Source organism: Pseudoalteromonas sp. S408, from assembly GCF_005886645.1.
GTDB lineage: Bacteria > Pseudomonadota > Gammaproteobacteria > Enterobacterales > Alteromonadaceae > Pseudoalteromonas.
Genome location: NZ_PNDY01000009.1, coordinates 68,514 through 90,568, shown reverse-complemented (window position 1 = coordinate 90,568; position 22,055 = coordinate 68,514). Strand labels below are relative to the sequence as shown.

16 protein-coding genes and 1 pseudogene are annotated in these 22,055 nt (G+C 40.4%); 5 read left to right on the top strand and 12 right to left on the bottom strand.

What is annotated here, in order from left to right; genetic code table 11:
* Window positions 1–117: 117 nt before the first annotated feature.
* On the bottom strand, window positions 118–2,514 hold the full coding sequence (locus CWB62_RS09015) for a TonB-dependent siderophore receptor (protein ID WP_058404898.1): 2,397 nt from the start codon (window positions 2,512–2,514) through the stop codon (window positions 118–120).
* 167 nt (window positions 2,515–2,681) lie between these two features.
* Window positions 2,682–3,911, bottom strand: coding sequence for an MFS transporter (locus CWB62_RS09010; protein WP_058404899.1), 1,230 nt, complete (start codon window positions 3,909–3,911; stop codon window positions 2,682–2,684).
* A 176-nt stretch (window positions 3,912–4,087) separates the two neighbouring features.
* On the opposite strand from CWB62_RS09010, the gene gtfA reads away from it, so the two are divergent.
* On the top strand, window positions 4,088–5,557 hold the full coding sequence (gtfA, locus tag CWB62_RS09005) for a sucrose phosphorylase (RefSeq protein WP_082653620.1): 1,470 nt from the start codon (window positions 4,088–4,090) through the stop codon (window positions 5,555–5,557).
* Between the two features lie 52 nt (window positions 5,558–5,609).
* On the opposite strand, the gene CWB62_RS09000 is transcribed toward gtfA, so the two are convergent.
* Complete coding sequence (locus CWB62_RS09000) at window positions 5,610–6,641, bottom strand: LacI family DNA-binding transcriptional regulator (protein WP_058404900.1); 1,032 nt, start codon at window positions 6,639–6,641, stop codon at window positions 5,610–5,612.
* A 393-nt stretch (window positions 6,642–7,034) separates the two neighbouring features.
* Between CWB62_RS09000 and CWB62_RS08995 the strand changes: the two genes are divergently transcribed.
* Window positions 7,035–7,940 carry a tetratricopeptide repeat protein gene (locus CWB62_RS08995; RefSeq protein WP_138531021.1) on the top strand — a complete coding sequence of 302 codons (906 nt, stop codon included), beginning with the start codon at window positions 7,035–7,037 and terminating at the stop codon, window positions 7,938–7,940.
* Window positions 7,941–8,132: 192 nt separating this feature from the next.
* Entirely contained in the window at window positions 8,133–8,549 is a 417-nt protein-coding gene (locus tag CWB62_RS08990) for a nuclear transport factor 2 family protein (protein WP_138531019.1), read from the top strand.
* Between the two features lie 58 nt (window positions 8,550–8,607).
* On the opposite strand, the gene CWB62_RS08985 is transcribed toward CWB62_RS08990, so the two are convergent.
* Entirely contained in the window at window positions 8,608–9,105 is a 498-nt protein-coding gene (locus CWB62_RS08985; protein WP_249310816.1) for a hypothetical protein, read from the bottom strand.
* A 295-nt stretch (window positions 9,106–9,400) separates the two neighbouring features.
* Here CWB62_RS08985 and CWB62_RS08980 point away from each other — a divergent pair, with 295 nt between their 5' ends.
* Together CWB62_RS08980 and CWB62_RS18850 are read left to right on the top strand one after the other, a co-directional pair.
* Entirely contained in the window at window positions 9,401–9,700 is a 300-nt protein-coding gene (locus CWB62_RS08980; protein WP_058404903.1) for a hypothetical protein, read from the top strand.
* A gap of 177 nt (window positions 9,701–9,877) precedes the next feature.
* Window positions 9,878–10,066, top strand: a pseudogene (locus CWB62_RS18850) (S41 family peptidase); the annotation flags it as partial.
* 55 nt (window positions 10,067–10,121) lie between these two features.
* On the opposite strand, the gene CWB62_RS08970 reads toward CWB62_RS18850, so the two are convergent.
* The 8 genes from CWB62_RS08970 to CWB62_RS08935 form a co-directional block, all read right to left on the bottom strand.
* Window positions 10,122–13,115 (bottom strand): TonB-dependent receptor, encoded by a 2,994-nt coding sequence (locus CWB62_RS08970; protein WP_058404904.1) that lies wholly within the window; start codon window positions 13,113–13,115, stop codon window positions 10,122–10,124.
* A 74-nt stretch (window positions 13,116–13,189) separates the two neighbouring features.
* Entirely contained in the window at window positions 13,190–15,853 is a 2,664-nt protein-coding gene (locus CWB62_RS08965; protein ID WP_138529820.1) for a glycoside hydrolase family 16 protein, read from the bottom strand.
* A 266-nt stretch (window positions 15,854–16,119) separates the two neighbouring features.
* Window positions 16,120–16,908: a sterol desaturase family protein gene (locus CWB62_RS08960; RefSeq protein ID WP_138529822.1), complete on the bottom strand. Its 789-nt coding sequence runs from the start codon at window positions 16,906–16,908 to the stop codon at window positions 16,120–16,122.
* Window positions 16,901–17,545 (bottom strand): CDP-alcohol phosphatidyltransferase family protein, encoded by a 645-nt coding sequence (locus CWB62_RS08955; protein ID WP_138529824.1) that lies wholly within the window; start codon window positions 17,543–17,545, stop codon window positions 16,901–16,903. Before CWB62_RS08955 ends, CWB62_RS08960 begins: the two co-directional genes overlap by 8 nt.
* 27 nt (window positions 17,546–17,572) lie before the next feature.
* Window positions 17,573–18,211: an ATP-binding cassette domain-containing protein gene (locus CWB62_RS08950; protein WP_138529826.1), complete on the bottom strand. Its 639-nt coding sequence runs from the start codon at window positions 18,209–18,211 to the stop codon at window positions 17,573–17,575.
* 22 nt (window positions 18,212–18,233) lie between these two features.
* The gene (locus tag CWB62_RS08945) at window positions 18,234–19,988 is read right to left on the bottom strand and encodes an ABC transporter permease (RefSeq protein WP_058403161.1); all 1,755 of its coding nucleotides are present in this window, start codon (window positions 19,986–19,988) and stop codon (window positions 18,234–18,236) included.
* Window positions 19,985–21,262 carry an ABC transporter substrate-binding protein gene (locus CWB62_RS08940; RefSeq protein ID WP_058403162.1) on the bottom strand — a complete coding sequence of 426 codons (1,278 nt, stop codon included), beginning with the start codon at window positions 21,260–21,262 and terminating at the stop codon, window positions 19,985–19,987. The genes CWB62_RS08945 and CWB62_RS08940 overlap by 4 nt, the downstream gene beginning before the upstream one ends.
* Window positions 21,252–22,055 carry a DUF547 domain-containing protein gene (locus tag CWB62_RS08935; RefSeq protein ID WP_058403163.1) on the bottom strand — a complete coding sequence of 268 codons (804 nt, stop codon included), beginning with the start codon at window positions 22,053–22,055 and terminating at the stop codon, window positions 21,252–21,254. The genes CWB62_RS08940 and CWB62_RS08935 overlap by 11 nt, the downstream gene beginning before the upstream one ends.

Sequence of the window (22,055 nt, the reverse complement as noted above, 5' to 3'; positions counted from 1 at the left end):
CTAAAAAACCTAGCCAGGCTAGGTTAAATTTACGGGAGAGTAATAAAGTTTGAGCTAAGCGAGGAATAAAGCGCTGAAATAAAACTGCATTTCAGCGCTTAACACACTCAGACTCGGTTAGTTAAACGCGTATTTAAGCGTTAATGATGTAGTACGGCCATTAATTGTACGTGCGCGAATAATCCCGTTTGCTGGTACTGAACCTTCCTCTGCTTCTGTAATACCGACTGTGTCAAATAGGTTATTTACATTAAGCGCAAGGCTAAGGTTTTCAGACAGGTCGTAGCTTACAAAGCCATTTACCTGCGTGTAACCATCAAATTTAAGGTCATTGTTATCTTGCGCGTAGGCATCAGTTGTACCAATAAAGCTTAAACCTGCTGCACCTTTTTCATAGCTGTAACGAGCCATTAGTGAGTAAATTAAATCAGCTTGACGGCGTGGCGTATTCCCTACAACGTCAGGTGTTAGGGCATCTTTAGCTATTTCGGCATCAGTCCACGTTAAGTTACCACGAAAATCCCATGCATCCATGAAGTATGTTGATTCAAGCTCAATACCTTTGGCTTCGTATTCACGGTCAAAAAACGTTTGTGATGTTGCTTCAAAGTTTTGTTCTTCAGTTTCTGCGTAGAACGCTGTTGCAAATACCGATAGCGAGTCAAAACGCTTTTTAACACCAAACTCAAACTGATTTACTTCATCAACTGCATCTTCATCAGCTACTGAGCCATCTGAGCGTACTTTACCAAATAAAAGACGATCAGCGTTTGCACGTCCGCCTTTACTGATACGTGCAAATGTTGCAAGGCTAGGGTCTATTTGGTAGTTAGCACCAATTGAGTAAGACGAATAGCTCCAGTCGTAATTTACTGGGCTTGCATTCGCATGATCAATACCTACAACGCTTTGCTCGGGTACTGAAATAACACCATCACGGTTCATGTCTACAGTAGAGGTTACTGCTCCTGCGTAATTACCGCGTGCTTCACCGCTGTCATAACGCGCACTTGCATCAATACTCAAGTCACCAAGTTTAGTTGAGAAAGCAACATAAGGTGCACGTGTGTCGTATTCAGTGTCGTAATCGCGTTGACAACAGTTGCCCCAAAATGGCGTGCCGTAAGCGTATAAACCGTTTTCAGAAAACTCAGTGCCGTCGGCTGCGGTTACGTTTAACAGTGCGGCATTGTCACCTTTAAGCTCCATAACGTAAGAGTTCCATAACCACGACATAGCTATGTTTTGTGTTGATGCGTAGTAACCAAACGTAAGGCTTGTGTCATCGTCAAACGATTTTGTTAGTTTAAAGTCGTTAACAATAGAGTCAAAGTCATTCATTGTTACGTCAAACGTATGGATGCGCATTGCTAAATCGCCATTGAATGCGTCACCTGTATTTGCGTTACTAAGTGTTGCGCCTGCTCCACCAATGCTTGCTGCCATTGCTGATGCATCACCTACTTCAGCAGGGATAATAGAATTAAAGTTTCCGCTAACTGATGACTTACGGAAACGGTTTTCAATACGCCAGTCGTTGTCTAGGTCAAATACAGCTTCAAAGCCAATAGAATCAACATTTGGGTTCATGCCATCGCGAATGTCACCATTGCTAATTTGATTTTGACCATTTAAGCGAACTGTTTTAGTAAATAAGGCTGAATGCGGTGTATCTGACTGAGAGTCAAACCCTGGAACTGAATCACCATTTGAGTACATTGGCATTGGAAGGTAGCCAACGCTTTTGTCGTCTAAGTGTTTGTAGTAAAGGCGCACATAGCCGTTCTCGAAATCTTTAGTCAAATTAGCTTTTATTTGACCACCTTTATTTGACGTGTAACCTGTTTCACGTGGGCCTTCACCTTGGCGTACAAAACCACCTACATGAAAGCGAACGCTGTCAGTTAAATAAGTACCGTATTCAAAATCAGTACGGACACTATCGAAATCTAGGCCAACAGTGGTTGCAACGCTGCCCGATTCGTTTTCGCCGTTTTTAGAGATAAAGTTGATGATACCGCCCGGTGCATTACTTGCTGCTGTAGACGCTGAACCACCACGAATTGACTCAACCGTTTGTACCGTATTGTCGAGGCGCATAAAAATATCAGCATTACCAAAAGCGATGTCACCGTATTGCAGTACAGGTAAACCGTCTTCTTGTAACTGTAGAAATTTAGCGCCACCTGATGCAACCGGTAGACCACGAACTGCAATGTTTGCGTTACCTTCACCGCCAGTAGATTCTGAACGGATACCCGGAATGATTCTAAATGCTTCAGCGGTAGAGCGAGGTGTTGAAACTTGAACTTGTTCAAGCGAAACACTGCTTACTGATACGCTTGAAGCCATAATAGTTGTACGGCGTGGAACACCGGTTACAACGATTGTTTCAAGTCCTTTGTTTTGTGATGCTTCTGGCTGAGTTGTTTCTGCTTCTTGAGCATTAATGCCTTGGCTTACTGCAAGTGCTAATGCACTGATTAAATATAAAGGAGTGTTGTGTGTTGTCATGTGAACGCCTCGTTATGTTGAACCTAAGTGGTTATTTATTTTTACTTAATCGATTAAGTAAAAATAACAAAATTTTTACAAGATGCAAATTATTTTATTGTTAATTTGCTCTTTTTTTACTCACCCATTGATTTTTAGGGTAATTTTTTTGTTAAATAATTATCAAATTAATTAGTAACTACGTTATTTTGTTCTAAAGCTGATGCTGATGGGTCGCGTAAATAATTAAAAAGCATAGCCAAAAATAAAATAACAGCAAAACCGGTTGCTAAATAAAAGCCATAACGTACGTGACCAAAGTAATCACTGATCATACCCATTAAAAGCGGTGCTAATGCTGCTGACAATGCGGTGAAAAATAATATAACGCCAGCTACGGCACCATGTTGTTGAACAGGGAAACAGGAAATGCCTTTAGAATTTAAAGTGGGGTAAACCATTGACATAAATAAACCAGAAAGTGGAAGCAATCCTACAGCCCAATCTACACCGCCGATTAATGTGCCTACATAGCACAGTGCTATGCCAAGGCTCAGGTAGGTCATTACGCTTTGCCAACTAAAGCGATTTAGTAACCATACCGCTATAAAACGACCCGCTGCGCGGAGTATAAAGAATATGGTTAGTGCGTATGTTGCAAGTAATGGCCATGAACCTGTGTAGTCTTGTAGTAGTGTTGGCATCCATACATAAATAGCCACTTCGGTAGCTACATATAATGCGATGGCCATTGAAAAGCCGAGTGCGTAAGGGTTTTTAATCATTTTCATGGTAGTGGCAAGTGAAGCGGGTTTTTCGGTTGTTTTTACAACTGGCGGATAATCTGCTCGCCATGCTAGAAGAGCAAGGATCAAACACATAACACCGGCAATAATGTAAAGGTATGTCCAGCTTACATTTTGAACGAGTAAAATACCTACCAGTGCAGGACCAACAATAGCACCTATTCCAAAAAAGCCTTCTACCTTGTTCATTGTTTTGGTGTGTTCTTCGTTACTGTGTGAAATATCACCCAATAATGCTAATGCACCTGTTTTAAATAAGCCGATTGCCAAACCAATACAGCAAAGGAGTACCAAGAAAAAATTAAAACTAGAACTCACTGAAAATAAAAAACAACTCGCAGAAAAAATGAGTAAGCCCAGCATAATGGTTTGCTTTCGGCCTAGGCTGTCGGCTAAAAATCCTAAAAATAGTCCACTAAAAGCAATTAAAGCCATTGGCGCATAATGAAAGGCACTGGCTTGGGTCATACTTAAACCAAAGTCTTTTATGAGCTCAGGGATGATCATGCCGACCGCATCAGAGGTCATGGCAAACATAAAAAACATCATGTATGTGAGCCAGCGTATTTGTCGCAACGGATCGCTGCTTGCTTGTGTGTGTGATTTTGTCATTTTATTTAATCCTCGTTAAATGCAGGCTAATATGCGTTAAGTCAGTTAGTTACTTAGTGAAGTATTATTCATGCAACGATAGTTGTATGTAAAATTTTTAAAAATTACTTGTAAATTCTTACTCTCTAGTTAAAGATATATCTTAATCGATTAAGTTTCAACATGGTAATCACTCAATGATGCAAAACAAAGTTCAATTGATCACATATGCTGATCGAATCACTGGTCAAGACATTAATGCACTCACTACACTTTTAAACGGTTTTTTAAAAGGCGTATTTGGCGGTGTGCATTTGTTGCCATTTTATAATCCAATTGACGGCAGTGATGCTGGCTTTGACCCTATCGACCATAGCGAAGTAGATTCAAGAATAGGTTCTTGGGAAGATATTAAAGCGCTAGGTAATAATCATGATTTAATGGCTGACTTAATTGTTAACCATGTATCGGCGCAGTCTTTTCAGTTTCAGGATGTGCTTGCAAAAGGTAAAGCCTCTGAGTTTTGGGATTTGTTTTTAACCAAAGAAGACGTATTTCCAAATGGCATGAGCGACGCAGATCAAAAAGCAATTTATCGTCCTCGCCCTGGTAGTTGTTTTACACCAATGAAATGTGGTGATGGCGAAACGTACGATTTTTGGACTACGTTTACCGATAATCAAATTGATATTAATGTAAAGGTAGAGGCAGGCGTTGCGTATTTAAATAACGTACTTACCAAGTTCTCGGCTAACAATGTAAATATTATTCGCTTAGATGCAGCGGGTTACGCTATTAAGCAAGCGGGTACTAACTGTTTTATGCTAGATGAAACGTTTGGTTACTTAGATAACTTATCTAAGCAAGCAAATGAATTAGGTATGGAAACAATTGCTGAAATACACAGCCATTATCAAACTCAGGTTGAGGTGGCTAAGCGCGTAAACATGGTTTACGACTTTGCACTGCCGCCGCTTATTTTACATAGCTTATTTAACAATGACGTTGATGCACTTTTGAAGTGGCTAAAAATATCACCACGTAACTGTTTAACTGTTCTCGATACACATGACGGTATTGGTATTATTGATGCAGGTCCAATGGGCGATAAACCGGGTTTATTAAACGCTGAGCAAATTGATAACCTTGTAGAAACTATGCATGCAAACAGCAATAATGAAAGTCGACAAGCAACAGGAGCTGCTGCAAGTAATGTTGACTTATATCAAGTTAACTGTACTTATTATAATGCGTTAGGCGCCAAAGATTTTGATTATTTATTGTCTCGTGCCATTCAGTTTTTTGCACCAGGTGTTCCACAAGTGTATTACGGAGGCCTATTTGCATGCGAAAACGATATGGAACTTTTAGCAAAAACAAACGTTGGCCGCGATATTAATCGCCCATATTTAAATGCAGATAAAATAAGTCAATCACTTGATAAGCCCGTGGTAAAAGGTTTAATTGAACTAATTAAACTTCGTAACGAGCACCCTGCGTTTTCGGGCGAATTTTCAGCGCAAGGTGAGGGCAGTATGTGTTGTTTAATGTGGCAACTTGGTGAGCAATCAATTTCATTAAGTGTAGATTTTGAAGCAAGAACCGCTCTCATAACACAAGTAAATGGCGAAGAAGAAACATCGATAAGTTTAGATTCTTTATTGTAACGAATAGAGTTTTGCTTAACAAAAAGCCAAGCTAGATAGCTTGGCTTTTTTATTAGCTGCTGGCACCAATGTCGAGCTCGTAGCTGACTTCTTGTAATTTGTTTTCTTTAGAAATAAATAAGTTTGCAGCAATTACGCCTTTTTCTTCACTGTTTTGATGAATAGTACTTAACCGAGGCACAAACCGTGCTGCTTCATCAATCCCATCAAATCCTACAATACGCAAGTCTTTACCAATTTTTATACCTTGCTTGATTGCTTCTCGCATTGTGGCCAGTGCAATTAAATCACTCATACAGATAATAACGTTAGGGCGAGGTGAGGCTGATAAAACTTCTTTTGCAGCTATATTAGCAAACCGTTCACTGCTTTCAGGTATGTTCCAAATACGATCGTCAGCAACATTAATATTTGCCTCAATTAATGCGCGCTGATAGCCACGTAAACGCTGGTGAGAAATTGACTCTCCGGTTTTAAACTCGTGATGTTCATAAACGCGGCATAATACATTTTCATCGAGAAGTCTCAGCCCTAAGATAGCGACTTTATCGCTTATATCATGCAAAACATGCTTGGCAATCTCGTAGCTAGCTTGTTCGTTATTGATGTTAACTGAAGCATTGCGATTAATGTCAAAATCTACAGTAACGACGTGTTTTGGTGTTGTTTTAAGTTGTTCTACTAATGCGTGGTTACGAGGACGACCGTAACAAATAAAACCATCTACAAAATCAACAACACTATTAAGGTTATTATTACTGCCAGAGAACAACAAAACGTTAATATTGTTTTTTTCGAGTACTGAGGTAACGCCACGCATAAAGCTGCTGGCGACTGGGTCCGACACCATGTATTCCACGCTGTCGGGTAACACTAAAGCGACAATGTTAAAGGTACCGTTTCTTAACGATTGCGCCGCTTTATTTGGACCAAAGTAACCAAGCTCTTTGCAGGCTTTGAGTATCGCTTCTCGGCGCTTTTCAGAAAGCTGATCTGGACGATTAAATGCATTAGATACCGTTGCATTAGACACACCTAGCTCTTTAGCAATACTTTTTAAGGTCCATCGAATTTGTTTACTCATTAATTACTCTTTGCCGAAAAACTACATTACATAAATTAACATATTGTGCTGTTTAACATAATAAAAAATTGGGTTTCTAACGTTAATCTTTTAGTTATTTGATAACCGTATTTAGATTTAACAAGCGATTAGTCATGTAATTAATTTACCCCTACACAAAAAAGGTGTTTTAATAATATTTGGCGGCTTAAATGAGTGGAAAAATTAAATTATTATTACCCGATAATAATATTTAAAAGTTGCAAACTCTAATTATGCGGTGAAACTTAGATATATATTATGGTTTTAAGTTATAAACAACGTCAGTATGTTCTTGTAATTATAAGCTTGATTTTTAAACAAACTGTTGTAATCTAAATCAGGTACACCAAAATCATTACCATGGAGAGAACAATGAGAATATCTAAAGCTTTACCTTTGATTATAGCGTCGGCTTTATCAGCTAATTTTGCTTATGCAAACACAGACCAAGGGGCAGATGCACTTCCTTTGTGTGAAACTGCTGAATGTACATCGGATTTCAAAAAGCTCAGAAATTTTGCCATTAACGGTAGTAGCGAAGCTGCTAGCTTACTTGCTATTGCTTATGCAAATGGTGAAGGCGTAAGCCAGGACGATGCATACGCAAGAAAGTTTATGTTAAGAGCTATTAAGTGGAAAGACCCTTTTGCTATACATCAGGCTTCGCGTTGGTATAGAACCGGGCATATCTTTGATAAAGATATAGCAAGAGCTGATGAGTTATTAAACCGAGTTGTTGATAGAGGTTTTCCGCCAGCTTTGGTAGATAAGGCAAAACAATTGTTTGCTGAAAATAATAAAAATTCAGACAAATTAGCATTCGACTTGCTAATAAAAGCAAAAGAGTCAACTTACTTACCTGCCTATGAGTTGTTAGCTGTTTTTTATGAACATGGTATAGGCACTGAAGCTAGTTTGTATCAGTCAGCTAAAATGCATAAAACGCTGGCTATTCGTGGGCATGAAGGTGCGCAAGAAAAATTAGATAAATTAGTTGCAATAATTGAACAGCAAAATATAAATATTGACGGTTTAAAGGTAAGTCAAGACATTGAGCGTTTAGATCCTGTTTTACTGGACGTCCATTCAGAAATTAAAGATTTGATTGCCAAACTAAAGACTACGGATTATGACGGTAGAGGCACCGTTTCTAGAATACAAGGTCAGGCATGTTCAGATGCGGGCAATGGTTGTTATATACAATTTAATAGAAACTCTCCAGGTATGATACCTAATGTTGTTACAGGGACAATTAAAGGTCGCTTTAGAGGTCAATAGGCCTTGACCGTTTGAAAAAGGAGAGCGTATGCTCTCCTTTTTTTGTATTTAAGTAATTTTACTTAATTTTATTTTGCAATATGCGTAAGGTTAAATTTGACGCTGGCGAGTATTGTATTTTTTAAGTTGTCGTAGTCATTTTCCCAACTAGCTTTTTTACTACCCAGTTTATTTTCAAGGATGTTGATTGTTATGAAAGTTGTATCAATGCTTACGCTGTTTAGCCTTTGTTATGCGAGTGATGCGTTAGCGTGCTCTGCAAGTAGCGACCCTGAACACGTTGTGCAAGCGCAACTAGAGGCTTATAACGCGCGAAATATAGCGTTATTTGCAAGCTGTCACTCGGCTGATATAAAAATTAAAAGCAGCCAAAAAGACGCCCCCGATATCATTGGCCAAGAAAGCTTGATAAAAGCGTATCAGTTTTTAAAAACGGCGCCAAAATCTTTTAAAGTGGTTCTTGAAAACAGAATTGTAAATGGTCCTGTGGTCGTTGATTATGAACGGTTAACCGGTCTTGGTAACGGCAAAGATGATATGTTTGCCGTTGCGGTGTACGAAGTGCGTAGTGGAAAAATTGTTAACGTATGGTTCCCACCGACTAAATAAAAACGGTTTGATTCAAAACACCTTGAGTCGAAGCCTACATCAAAGTGTTTTAATGTTACTACTTAAGCATATTTTCTATAACCTTTAGCTTATCGTTATAGCTTTTAATGCCAGAGGCATGCAGTAACGCAACCGAACTAAACGAGGCAAGGTTAACTAACTGCTTATGTTGGCATTTCATTAATTGAGTGAAAATATGGCACACCTTAGCTGGTTTAAACTGCTTGGGCCGTTTAATTTGCCATTGATCAATCCCTTCTTTTGGTAATAAACATGGAACATGACCTGGGTATGCTTGCCAAGGCGAGTCTAATGCTTCGGGGAATGCATAGCGTAAAAAATCATGATAAAAGCGATGTTTTCTTACCTGCGCTGTGGGCTGCGACAAAACATGACGAAGTACTTTCCAAGAGTAAAAGGGCAGGCAAAAATCCATTTGATATTCATCCACTTTATCAAATGGGATGGCTAAATGGTGATGCTGATCGTTAAGCAACAAAAATAAATAGTAAGCTTTTTCAAGAGGGATATCTCCAAACTCTTTTAATGAAGTCACGATATTAGCCTTTAAAGTGGCTTGCATTTTATCAGCATTATGGATTATTGAGTTAGCCCAGATGCACAATAAATTCCAAAAAATTTCGCCATAATCCGTACCTGTAAGTCGTTTTGTTATTAATTAGGTATCAAGGTTTGTACCAAGATTAATTAATACTTTGCTAGAGAGTCGCGGTACAAACTGAATTTACCTTTTTAGGTACAAATTAATTGCCTTAAAACATAAGACTGTATAACTTCGTAAGGTGAAAAAGTTTTATAAAAGTAAATTTATGAATTAGCAGGAAAGCCGAATGAACAATAAAATACTTAAATCATCTACTGCTACGTACCAAAGTGGTGTGGCAAAAGTCGATGGTAAATTTTATGTAACGCAAGGTCAGGTACGTTTTGAGCCATACAATGAAAGTGCTGGTTTAGGGCCTTATACATTATCACGAAGCGCAATTATTAAAATTGAAAAATCAGTCGGTAAAGGGGCGGGGATTTTGCCACTTACACATGATGCAATAACAATTACTTTAAAAAATAATGATAGTTATGATTTTATTTTAGCTAACCCCGATGAATGGATTCGTTTACTCAAGCATTAAATGATTGGGGTCTGTTGACCTTTCAGGTTAAATCTTCAGCAGCCTGTTTAGTGTTTAGTGTTTAGTGTTTAGTGTTTAGTGTTTAGTGTTTAGTGTTTAGTGTTTAGTGTTTAGTGTTTAGTGTTTAGTGTTTAGGCAAGGCAGAGCCTATGTTGTGTAGCTATTCCCCATAAATTGGCGATAACGTTGTATATGGAGGTACGTTTAGCTGATTTACCTTAAGGCTTAGGTAAAGTGATTGTGCCAAATAAAGTCTATGTAAATAGAGCGCGTGGGGCAGGAGACTTTTACAAGCCAGATATTGCGTACAACGGCATCGACTGGACAACTAACATATTATTAGAGCACATAAAGCGCATACCATAGCTTACAAAATAAAAAACCGCTCTAAGAGCGGTTTTTATAGATTGTTTATTTATGTTTAGTTACCCATTGAGTATCTAAAACCAAAGGCATAACGTGGCCCATATTGTGCAGCGCTTAAGAACTGACTTTCAAAACGGCTGAACGAACGCTCTGTTTCGTTTGTTAAATTAACCCCTTCAAAAAACACGGTAGTGCTTTCGTTAACTTCGTAGTTAACGCTAATATCCCACTGTAAGTATTCTTCAGCATATTGTGGTGGAGCGGTAGCGCCTGAGTCCGGTAGGCCTTGCGCAATTAAGTATTCATCACGCCATGCACCAGTAATTTTAACTGATAAGCCATCTTTTTCGTAAAAACCTTGTAGGTTTGCAGAGTCACTCAGACCCGCTAACACAGCTTGAGATGCAAGGTAATAGTTGTCGTACTCTACATCACCATCAACAATAGTGGCATTAAAACCAGCACCAAAACCCGACTCGCCAAATAAATGCTGTATCGCAAACTCAACACCATTTACTTTACGAGATCCTACGTTTTCTGGTGAGTTGATTGTCCACTCAATTAACGGATCAGTTGCTGGGTCAGGAAGTACGCGGTTGTTTTCGCCAATTCCTACACCATTTGCAACAATCTCATTATAGATAGCAGCGTCAGTTGCCTGATCGCCACGCCCTTCAATTGCGGCGACCGCGTTATTCCAGCGCTGACCTAAATAAACATCATGCAGGCCTTCAAACGTAGTAGTTACTTGCGTGTTATCAATCCAATTATCTACATCTTTCCAAAACATGCCTACTGCAGCGTAGCTACCTTCATTGTAGTAATATTCAAGGCTAAGATCGAAGTTGGTTGATTTAAACGGTTGTAGGTTTGGGTTACCACGACTACCGCTTCTTGAATTTAATTTAGGTGACGGTGTTAAGCTTAAGTTGCCAAGCATGTCGCCAAGAGTAGGGCGTGTGATTGTTTGACCCCATGATACGCGTGATACTAAGTTATCAGAAAGGTCAACTTTCACATCTATCATAGGTAGAAGAAGATCGTAATTACCTTTGTAATCAACCTCAACTAATTCACCACCACTGGCAAATTCTGTTAACCATTCAGAACCACCAGCCCAATATACCTGCTGAGCAACACGGCTTTTGGCTGGGCTAACAATGTCAGTTTCTTCGTAGCGAAGGCCTAAATTTACAAAAACATCGTAGTCGCTAACGTTAAATACCCAATTTGTAGATAGGTAAACACTGATTGTTTCTTCTTCTACTTTATTAGTTGGGAAGCCATCAAAAGTGCCTATTTGGTAAACATCACTGCCTATTACGTCTTCAGTTAAAAAAGCGCTTTGGCGAGCAAATGCTTCATCAAGATCATAAGTATAAGCATAGCCTGGCGCTACACCGTTAGGACCAAACGAAAATTCGTCAAGGAATCCACTTAAATCTACACGCTCAAACATACTGTCTGGGAATATCTCGGCAAATGTACCATTGTTAAAGCCTGGAGCATTCGCATTATTAGAGCCACCCCAACCACTAAGTGTTTGCTTAGTATATGCTGCACCAAATTTAACGGTTTCTAAACCAATATCAGTGTAAGTAAATAATTTACCGTCTAGTTGTACTTGAGATACTTCAGATTCACCGGGTGTTCTGGTAAATATACTAAAGTTAGAACCAATTTGGTTTGGATCAACTTCTTGTGTGCCATTATTCCAATTTACATTAAAACCAGGTACGTCACCCTCACGGAAAAAGTATTCTTTAGTTGAAATATCTGCCGAACCTAAAATGATTCGTGCATTAGCACCTAAACCAGGATCTTTACCATTATCAGTTGTTGTTTTAGATGTGTGGGCATCAAAGTTAAAGCTCAGATTTTCGGTTGCTAACCATTCAACGTTAATACCTGTCGCTTTTGAGTCAACTTCTGATGTTTCACGAAATGCAGTAAATGATGCATCGTCACCTGCAGAGTTGTAATAAACTGCTGTACCGTTTTCATCAAGCTCATAAGCATTGGCATTACCACCGAACGAGCCGTTCCAGATCCCCCAAGACAATGAGTTATTACCGGTTGTTGCTTGTGAAATTGTATGGTCAAGCGTAAATGTCAGGTTGTCTGTTGGTGCAAACTGAAATGTTGCTTGTGCATTTAAGCGTTCGCGCTGAATGTCATCTTTCGCAAAGCTAACTTCTTGCGGAAAGAAAGCGGCTGAAACAAATTCACCATTTTCCCCCGCGTTTGGGTCAAAGAATTGTTTATCCGGGTTACCTTCAGCATCCATTGGGCGGTTATCAACAATATTAGCCGCATCAACCGAGAGGTTAGGGTTAACTAACCAAGATCGAACATTTGCTGCTTGTCGTTGAAAATCACGACGATGGTATGAAAAGTTAGCCGACACACCAAAACGCTCGTCATCAAAGGTATTACTGTAGATACCTGCAATTTCAGGTGTTACTTTATCGCCTTCTTCTACAGATGTATCGTGAATACCTTTAGCCATGAAAGAAAAACGCTCACCTGGCTTTTGTAATGGTTTAGCGGTAACAATATTTACAGTTGCACCCAATCCACCCGTTGGTGAATCGGCGCGCGCAGTTTTCATTACTTCAAGCGAACTTACACCTTCTGATGATAAGTTTTCAAAGTTGAATGAGCGAGTAAAACCTGTGCCGGCCATTTGGCGACCATTTAGTGTTACCAAGTTAAACGATGGGCCAAAACCACGAACAGTAATTTGGCTACCTTCACCGTTTGAACGGCTGACAGACACACCAGTAATTCGCTGTAATGATTCTGCTAAGTTTGTATCTGGAAACTTACCCATTTCTTCAGCTGAAATGGCGTCAACTACACCAGAGGCATCTCGTTTTACATCCATTGAACGAATTAACGATCCGCGGATACCTTTTACTTCAATGACTTCTAGTTCAGGTTCAGCAGTATTTTCTTCTGCTGCATAGGCTAAATTGAATGTACTTGCAGCGATGATAAGTGACACAGAAGCTGCTAACTGGCTCTTTTTAAAAGTGAATGTGTTCATAATTGCTCTGCTTTTCTAAATTTATTACAGTTAGTGGGTGCCTATTTAAAGGCACCTACCATTCAATGGTTGTTCTACGGGTTTGCAATAATCACGTTATCGATGCGATAAACCGCGCCTTCACCCGTACCCCATGCTGGGAAAACCATTAACACGTTGATATCACTGATATCTAAACCGGCGTCAAAAAGTGATTGCAACGTAAATGTGTATGTTTGCCATTGACCAATAACTGGTGTTTGACCTTCAACACTTTCTGCAAGAGGCAGCTCCACAGCTGATGCTGCACCAGTTGACTCAATTTTAAATAACCATTGAGAATCCGTTGCGTTAGGTGGAGTCACCATTTTCATTTCAAATTGTACAACCCCATTTGCAAGGATAGACGAGGCATCAAAAGAAACACCTTCATCGGCTAAAAAGCCCATAACAGTTGGCGCTGAGCCAATTACAAACTCAGCAACGGTACCATGGTCGCTATCGTCTGTTTCTTCTGTTGGCGTTGAACCGCCACAACAGTCCCAGATGCTCCATTGCTCTGCGGCTGTATCTTGGAAGATTGTAATTTCACTTCCTGCTGCAGATGTTGCACTTGGGTCATAAATTTTAGCGTTATCTACACGATATACTGCACCTTCACCGGTGCCCCACGCTGGAAAAATCATAACAACATCAATTGCGCTAACATCCAGGCCTGCACCTGCTAAGTCAGCTAAGGTATAAGTGTAAGTTTTCCATTCACCGGCAACTGGTGCGTCACCTGCGTCTGTTAACGGAAGCTCTACTGCTGAGTCACCCTCATTTGATTCTATTTTCATTAACCAAGTTGAATCTGGGTTATTAGGATTTGACATTACTTTTAGTTCAAACTGAAGAACGCCATTTTCTAAAATGCTAGTCGCATCGAACGGTGTGCCGCTTCCACCCGCAGAAGTGCGTGTGTTAAAGCCCATTACTGTAGGCGCTTCACCAATGCTAAACTCTGCAGTTAAACCGTGTTCTTCGTCGTCTAATGCTTCAACTGGTGTTGAACCACCACAGCAATCCCACATAGGCCAATCTAAACTTTGTCCGTTGTCGAATAAAACAACCTCAGGAGAAGCACCCAAGTCACCTTCAATTGCTACATTAGTAATAAGGTACTCAGCACCTTCACCTGTTTGCCATGCAGGGAATACCATAAGCACATCAATTGCACTTAAATCTAAGCCTTTTTCTTGAAGTAATGACAATGGAAAAGTATATGTTTGCCATTGACCAGTTACAGGCGTTACGCCTTCATTGCTTTCACTTAATGGTACGTCGCCTGTATTTGGGCCACCATCACCTGCTTCTGCTTTTAGTATCCAGGTAGTATCTGATGTTGGAGGCGTTACCACTTTCATATCAAACGTTAAACGGCCGTTTAAATCTAGTAATGGAGATGCATCAAATGGAGACGATGTCCCTGTGAAATCGTCTGCAAAGTGACCACCGCGTGTAGAGAAGCCAAGCACGGTGCCGTTGTTATCATTTATGTTAAATTTAACAACGTCACCTTTGTCTGCATCAGTGATAACTTCTGGTACAGTGCCGCCACAACAATCCCATGCAATCCAGTTGGCGTCTAGGCTACCGTTAAATATATCAAGGTTTCGGGCTACACCGTCGCTTGGTGGTGTAGGCACAGGTGCTGCACCTTCTACAAGTGCGTCTTCTAGGCTGTCGTAACCTGGGCGAACTGTTTCACAGCCTTTGCCAGTGATTGGGTTTGATGCACATTCGTATACTCGAACGTAATCAATCTCAAAGCTTTGGCCTTGTGCAAACGCGTCTGCATCAATACCTAAATTGTTAACGTTTTCAGGCCAATCTCCACCAACTGCGTGATTCAATATCAGGTAAAAATCTTTGTCGAAAGGGGCGTTATCCCAATGCGTTGTAAGTTCGCCGCTTCCTTGTTCAAAGTATTCAGCAAACCAGCCTTTATGTTTAAGGCCAACAGCTTCGTCTTTTGAATTGTAACGAACTTCTGAGCGACGTTGTGTAGCGTATAAATAGTCATCTACATACCAGCGGATCTCACCTTCTTGCCACTCTATAGCGTAAGTATGAAAATCATCAGCTGGGTTCATGTCTTCAGGTAATAAATAAGCTTTACCTGAACTAGAGTTATTTGGCCATTCACGACCGTAATGAAGAGTACCGTGTACGTATGATTCAACAGTGCCATCTTCAGCGGCTACTTTTAGGTTTACAGCTTCTAAAATATCAATTTCACCAGAGCGTGGCCATGTGCCGTATTCTTCATCAGTTGGCATCATCCAAAATGCAGGCCAGCTACCTTGACCAGATGGTAATTTTGCACGCATTTCAAAACGGCCATAAGTAAAATCTGCGTTGTAACGGGTATTTAGGCGGGCTGATGTGTAAGGTTTTTGTGCACCTTCTTCTGCGGGAAGAGCAACTATGTTAAGCATGCCGTCTTTGATGAAGGCATTTTCTTCGCTATCGGTATAACATTGCTTTTCGTTATTACCACCACCAGCACAATTTAATTCAAAGTTCCATTTGTTTGTATCAATGCTAGTGCCGTCAAATTCGTCATTCCATACCATGCGCCAATCTGAGACTGGCTCTGAAGAATTAACGACTTCTGTATTCGTGTTTGTTGTTGCAGCGTCACCACCACAGCCGGCCAAAGACGCTAATGAAATAGCTGCCAAAAGGCGTGTAATGCGTGTTGTTTCAATGTTCATAACTGAACCCCGTTCAACTGATAATTGTCAGAATATGTGTTTAAGTTTAGTTGATTTTATAGCTTTTATACTTTCTGTAAGCGCTTACATTTGTGTGTGCAATTGTAAGCGCTTACAAATAGTATTGTGCAGTTGTGATTTGGTCAACATATTTGTCTAAATTATTTACAATTAATTTACTGATTAACGCATTAACAGTAGTTCTAAAGTAATCAAACTGCGTAATATTGTTTTAATATTTTATTTTTTAAGAGAATAGGTGTTACTTATTTTTTAAATGGCATGATTAACAAAGCCCAAAGAGACGCATTTTGTTTTTGGCTTGGGTATTCTTTTAAGCCAATATCTATCTCGTTATCGGCCTTTTGCGCTTCATTTTTGTAACTGCCAAACAGTTTGTCCCACCATATAACGCTAAATCCGTAGTTCGAATTGGTTTCGCTCACGCGTTGGCTATGGTGAATACGATGCAGTATTTGAGTCATTAAAATTAATCGAAGTGGTTTCTCTATTGCTTGTGGCAAGCGTATATTTGCATGATTAAATAGTGCTAAACCATTAAGTGCTATTTCAAATATTAATACGGTAATAGCAGGCACGCCTAAGGCGGTAACGGCAATCAATTTTATAAGTATGCTTAGTACAATTTCGATAGGGTGAAAACGCAAACCTGTGCTGGTATCTACATGGGCATCGGCGTGGTGCACACGGTGCAAGCGCCACAAAATAGGCACCTGATGAAAAAGCCGGTGCTGCCAATAAATAAGTATATCAAGCAGTAACATGCTTAAAATAATAGCAACAATACTTGGTGTGGCTATTTGATTAAATAAACCAATACCGTGTTCTTGGTTATAAAGCGCTACTGCGGTTAAGCCTATTGGCACACTTAAGCGAGCAATTAGTGATGAAGCAAACACGAGTCCAAAATTAGCAAACCATCGGGTGTTACTTTTTATAGGCGATTTACGCGCAGGCATACGCGATTCTAGCAGCATCATAATAACCAAAATGCTGAAAAAGAACCCTAAACGCCACCAAATTTCATTACTCATTGGCTTGTGTAACCTCATCAACTTCTTGGAGTTTTAACGTGTTATATCCTCCATGTATACGTGTAAAAATAGTAATAGCGCACGCAGTGGCAAAAATACTCGCCATTATGGCAAAGTGCTGCGGCCAAATACAAAAGGCAATAAATAGCGCTATGGTTTCTGTGCCTTCGGTTAAGCCATTTAAATAGTAAAAACTTTTGTATTTAAACTGGGGTTTTTCGAGCTTAAATTTTTCGGCGGCTATGGCAAAGGCTAAAAAGCTTGAGCCTGTGCCTATAAAGGTGGCCAGTAATATGCTACCTGCAATGGCGTTTTGCTCGGGGTTTGCCAAAATAAAGCCAAGCGGAATTGCCGCGTAAAATAAAAAGTCGAGGGTAATATCTAAAAAACCGCCCGCGCTTGAACTTAAATTTGCATGGCGTGCCAATGCGCCATCTAGCCCATCTAAAATACGATTTAAAGCAATAGCTGTTAACGCTGCGTACCACATTTCAAACGCAATTAATGGCACTGCTAATAGCCCTATTAAAAAACCGACCACAGTGAGTTGGTCGGGCGTTATATCGCGCTTGTGCATTAATGCTACAACAGGGGTTAACAGTGGCTTTATTACCGGGGTGATGTATTTGTCTAACATGCTTGGTGCCTTGACCTTTTTGTGCGTTTATTTGGCTAATTTTAAGGTGACCAGTTTGCCGTTTGCGGCCTCTGCATCGCTATGATCGTGGGTTACCATAATTGCGGGCAGTTTATGCTCACGTATTTGGCTAAATACCAGTTCGCGGGTATCTACTCTTAATTGGGTATCGAGCTTGCTAAATGGCTCATCAAGCAAAATAGCTTTTGGCTCGCTTAATAGCATACGCAGTAAAGCAACGCGGGCTTGTTGCCCACCAGAGAGATTGTCGGGGTGGCGATTAGCCATGCCTTTTAATCCTAATTGTTCAAGGGCGTGCTCTATTTTTTCAAGGCGCTGTTTTTTATTGCCTTTAGGCATAGCAAAGGCAATGTTACCGCTTACCGACAAATGCGAGAATAATAACGCATCTTGATAAAGCACACCTATGTGGCGTAAATGAGCAGGCAAGTTATTAATATTTTTACCGTTAAGCCACACTTCGCCACTTGCGTTAAAGCCGTTGGGTAATGTGCCGGTAAGCCAATTTAATAAACTTGATTTACCACTGCCTGATGGCCCCATAATAGTAAGTATTTCGCCGCCTTTTACCTGCTCGTTTAAGCTTAGTAATTGCTCATGTTGACGATAAAGCTCACAATTTTTAATCTCTAAAGATGACTGCATTAAAAACCTTTTAATTTATGGGTTAGCGATGTGCGCTTTTAAAAAAGTACTTAGGTAAAACCCACGCCAGGATAAAGCCAATGAGTGGCAATGCCATTTGCATAATGGCATACACAGCACTGGTACGCCTACTTGCGCCATTAGCAAGGGTAACCGCTTCGGTTGTTATGGTTGCTATGCGCCCGCCACCGGCTAAAAGTGTAGGTAAGTATTGGCCAAAGCTAATGGCTAAACCAAGTGCAGCCGCAATCAAAATAGGGGCAAACAACTGGGGTAGTTTTACCTGTAAAAACACTTTGCAGGGCGTGGCGCCAAGGCTTGCTGCTACATGAGCAAAGCGAGGGTCTAATCGCCTATAGCTGCTCGCAAGCGATAAAAACACATACGGTAGTACAAACAATAAATGGGTAAATACCACATTAAAAAACGCGGCTTGGTTATTTGCTAGTTGCTGCAGCCACACTAGGCCAAATAAAAACGCAATACTTGGTACAAGCAGCGGTAAATAAATAATTAAGCTGGTAAAGCGCGATAGGGGTTTTGCATTTAACTGCTCAGACTCTAAGCACAAAAGCGTAATAATAATGGCAAATAACGTAGTAACTAGCCCTATCGCAAGGGTATTACAAAGCGGGCCTTGCATTTGCATTAGTGCACTTTTAAAGTGAAATAGCGTGAGCTGCTCGGGCAGTGCCGCCGGAAAACGCCAAAATCCGGCAACCGACCACATAATTAAGCCAATTAATGAAAGCAAAATAAAGCCAATTACAAATACTGTTAATACGGTCGTTATTTTTTGCCAATAAACACCGCCATATTCTCGCTCTCCATTGGTGAGTAAATCGCTAAATAATACTTTTATGGTTTTTTCGCCGCCAAGCCAAAGAGCTAGTAAACCACCAGTAAGTACAAGCTGCAATAATGCCCCCGCAGAGGCTTTAATACGCAGGTTTAAATCTACATCGTTAAACCAGTGCATAATAGCGACAGCCAAGGTGGGTGGTGTATTTGGCCCCAAAATAAGTGGCATTTCTACACTTGCACTGGCATAAGCCAATACGGCTAAAATGGGTAGGCGCAGTAATGGATAAAGGCTTGGCAGAATCACTTTAAAAAAAGCAGTCATAGGGCAGTAGCCTAAATTAAGCGCTACTTTATGTTGGTGGCGCAGTTTTTTGCCAAGCTCAGGTTGGGCAAGCACACCTAGCGCCATTAACAGTAAAAAAGGCAGCTCTTTAAGGGTTAAGCCTAAAATTATACTAATGCCAAACGAATCATGCGGAAACATGCCGTTAGGCGCAAGTTCCCACCCACTAAACCAAGGCGATACTAAACGCGAGATCATACCCGAAGGAGCAATTAAAAAACCAACCGCTATAGCCGCTGCTGCGTGGGGTATTACCAGTATTGGGCTCAGTAAACGCTGAATACGGTTAAGCCAAGGACTATTAAAAAATGCCGCTAAAATCATTAACGTAATGATAAAGGCAAGTAAGGTACTTATTAATCCTGTGCCAACACTTAGCATAACCATGTGTGTAAGGCCGGGTGTTTGCATAAGCATAGTAAAGCCATGTAGGCCAAGTGTTGTATGTTCAAGTACCGGCGCATAGCCAAAAGCGGGTAATAGTACGCTAATTAATCCGCCTATTACGGGCAAAATAAGCAATGCCAGTAAAAAGCTTGGGCTTAATTTAACTAATTTACTGAACATATCGGCGCTTTTATGTGATTTAAGCGTTGGGCTTGCTGCTAACTTATTTGAAACAACACTCATTGGCTAACCCCAAAGCGCGCTTGCCAACCTTGCATAATAGCGTTTACCCAGCTTGGGTGTGGCTCACTTAGCGTGCGTTTAATGCTATTTAAGGGTAATGCGCTTGGATGCGGTTCCACCGTTTTAAACAAGGCTTGCTGCTCTTGGCTCAATGTAGATTGAATCAATACACTTTTATCCCCCCAAACTGAAGGTTTTTGCTTATGTGCTTGCGCCTCCGGGCTTAATAAAAAATTAGCCACCAATTGCGCACTTTGTGCATGGCTTGCATTATAAGGAATAGCGACGAAGTGAGTGTTACTTAAACTGCCATCTTGCATTGCATAACTGCGAATACTTTTTGGTAAATCATAACGTTTAACGGCGGCGGGTACTTCGGGCGCTGAAAACGTAAATGCTATGCTTAGCTCTGTGTCGCCTACTAAGCGGCGCATTTGTGCACCACTTTGCATAAAATGGCTGCCATCGCGCCAAAGTGTTGGGTGCAGTTTATTTAAAAAGTTCCATAATGGGTTTAATACTTGGGCTGTGTTTTGTGCAGTAGCTGGCTGATTTAACTGCGCTTTAAGTGTGTCATCACTTTGTTGATGTAGCATGACAAGCGCGTATTTTAAAAAGCTCATTCCTAAAAAATCAGGTGGCTTTGGGTAACTAAAGCGACCCGGGTTTTGTGCGCTCCAGCTAAGTAATTGGGTTAGGGTTGTTGGTAGTGTGTTATTTGCAGTGTCGTCAATTGCTAAACTGTCGTAATAAAAGGTGAGCGATGCTTGACCCCAAGGTGCTTCCATTCCATTGGTGGGTATTCCAAAATCAAAATTAACAGCGGGGTTATTGCTAGGGTCGGTGTAACTAAAATTAGGCAGCTTATTAGCCCATTGTTTTAATAATAAAGAGTGCTCGCTCATGGTGGCAAAGTTAGCACCGTTTATCCAAATTAAATCTACGCTGCCTTTATCGTTATTGTTTGCTGATTTTTCAGCAAGTACCCGGCTTACTGCTTCGCTGGTATCACTTAGCTTTACATGTACTAAGTTTATGTTGTGTTTGGTTTTTACTTGCTGTGCAGCCCATTGAATATACGCATTTATTTGCGCATCGCCACCCCACGCATAAAAATATACGCTTTGGTCTTTGCCTAAGCTTTCAACTTGCTGCCAGCGGCTTTGTAATTGTGTACTTGCTAGGCTTTTAAAACTAATAACAAGGCAAATGCAAAAAGCGACACAGCATAAGCTGTATCGCGATAATGTTTGCCAAAATTTATTAGCGAGCATTTAAATCCCAGTTGTAATCTAAAAACTTAATTTTCATGTCGTCATTTTCAAGCGCTTTTTGCTGAGCGGGTATCAGTTTTAGCTCGTCTGCGTATTGTGAGAAAAACTGTTGTAACGAATTAGCGCCTCTAAAACCGTGTTCAAAATCATCACCGTACCATTTAAATATTGAAGACACACTTAGCGTGTTATCTTGCGCCATATTACGTGTCATATCAGATAAAAAACGGTCAGTTTGATGGTGTAATTGTGATTCGAGTTTAGATTCTGTGTAGGCTTCTTCACGTAGTGCTGGGCAGCCAATACTGGCACAATTTACAGCAAAGTGAATACGAGGGTCGTTGTATTTACCACTGCCGCGTATTAAACCATGCTCAATATCATCAAGGCTACGAGTTTTACCAAGTAATGGCACAAACTCTTTGCTCCACGGCGAGCTAAAAAAGCTGCCTAAATCTTTAATCGATTTAAGACTTGGGTATTTAGTTAATATAAGCTCAAGAGTAAAGGCGTTATACGCATTGATTAAAAAAGCCAGCTGCTTATGTTTGCTCCATTCATCAAACTCATTTTGCGTAACCGCCGATAGTGAATCTAAATAGGTTTTAAGTTCACTGTACTTGGCTTTAATTGCTGAATAATCGACCTCTGTGCTGTGGCCATGATTAATAGCTACAACATGATTGTTTAATAATACGTTCCAGCTGTCGTGCATGTTTTGAGCATTGCTTGCAAACGATGTTGCAAGCAAAGCAGACCCTAACAATAGCGCTTTAAAAGGTGTTTTAAACAT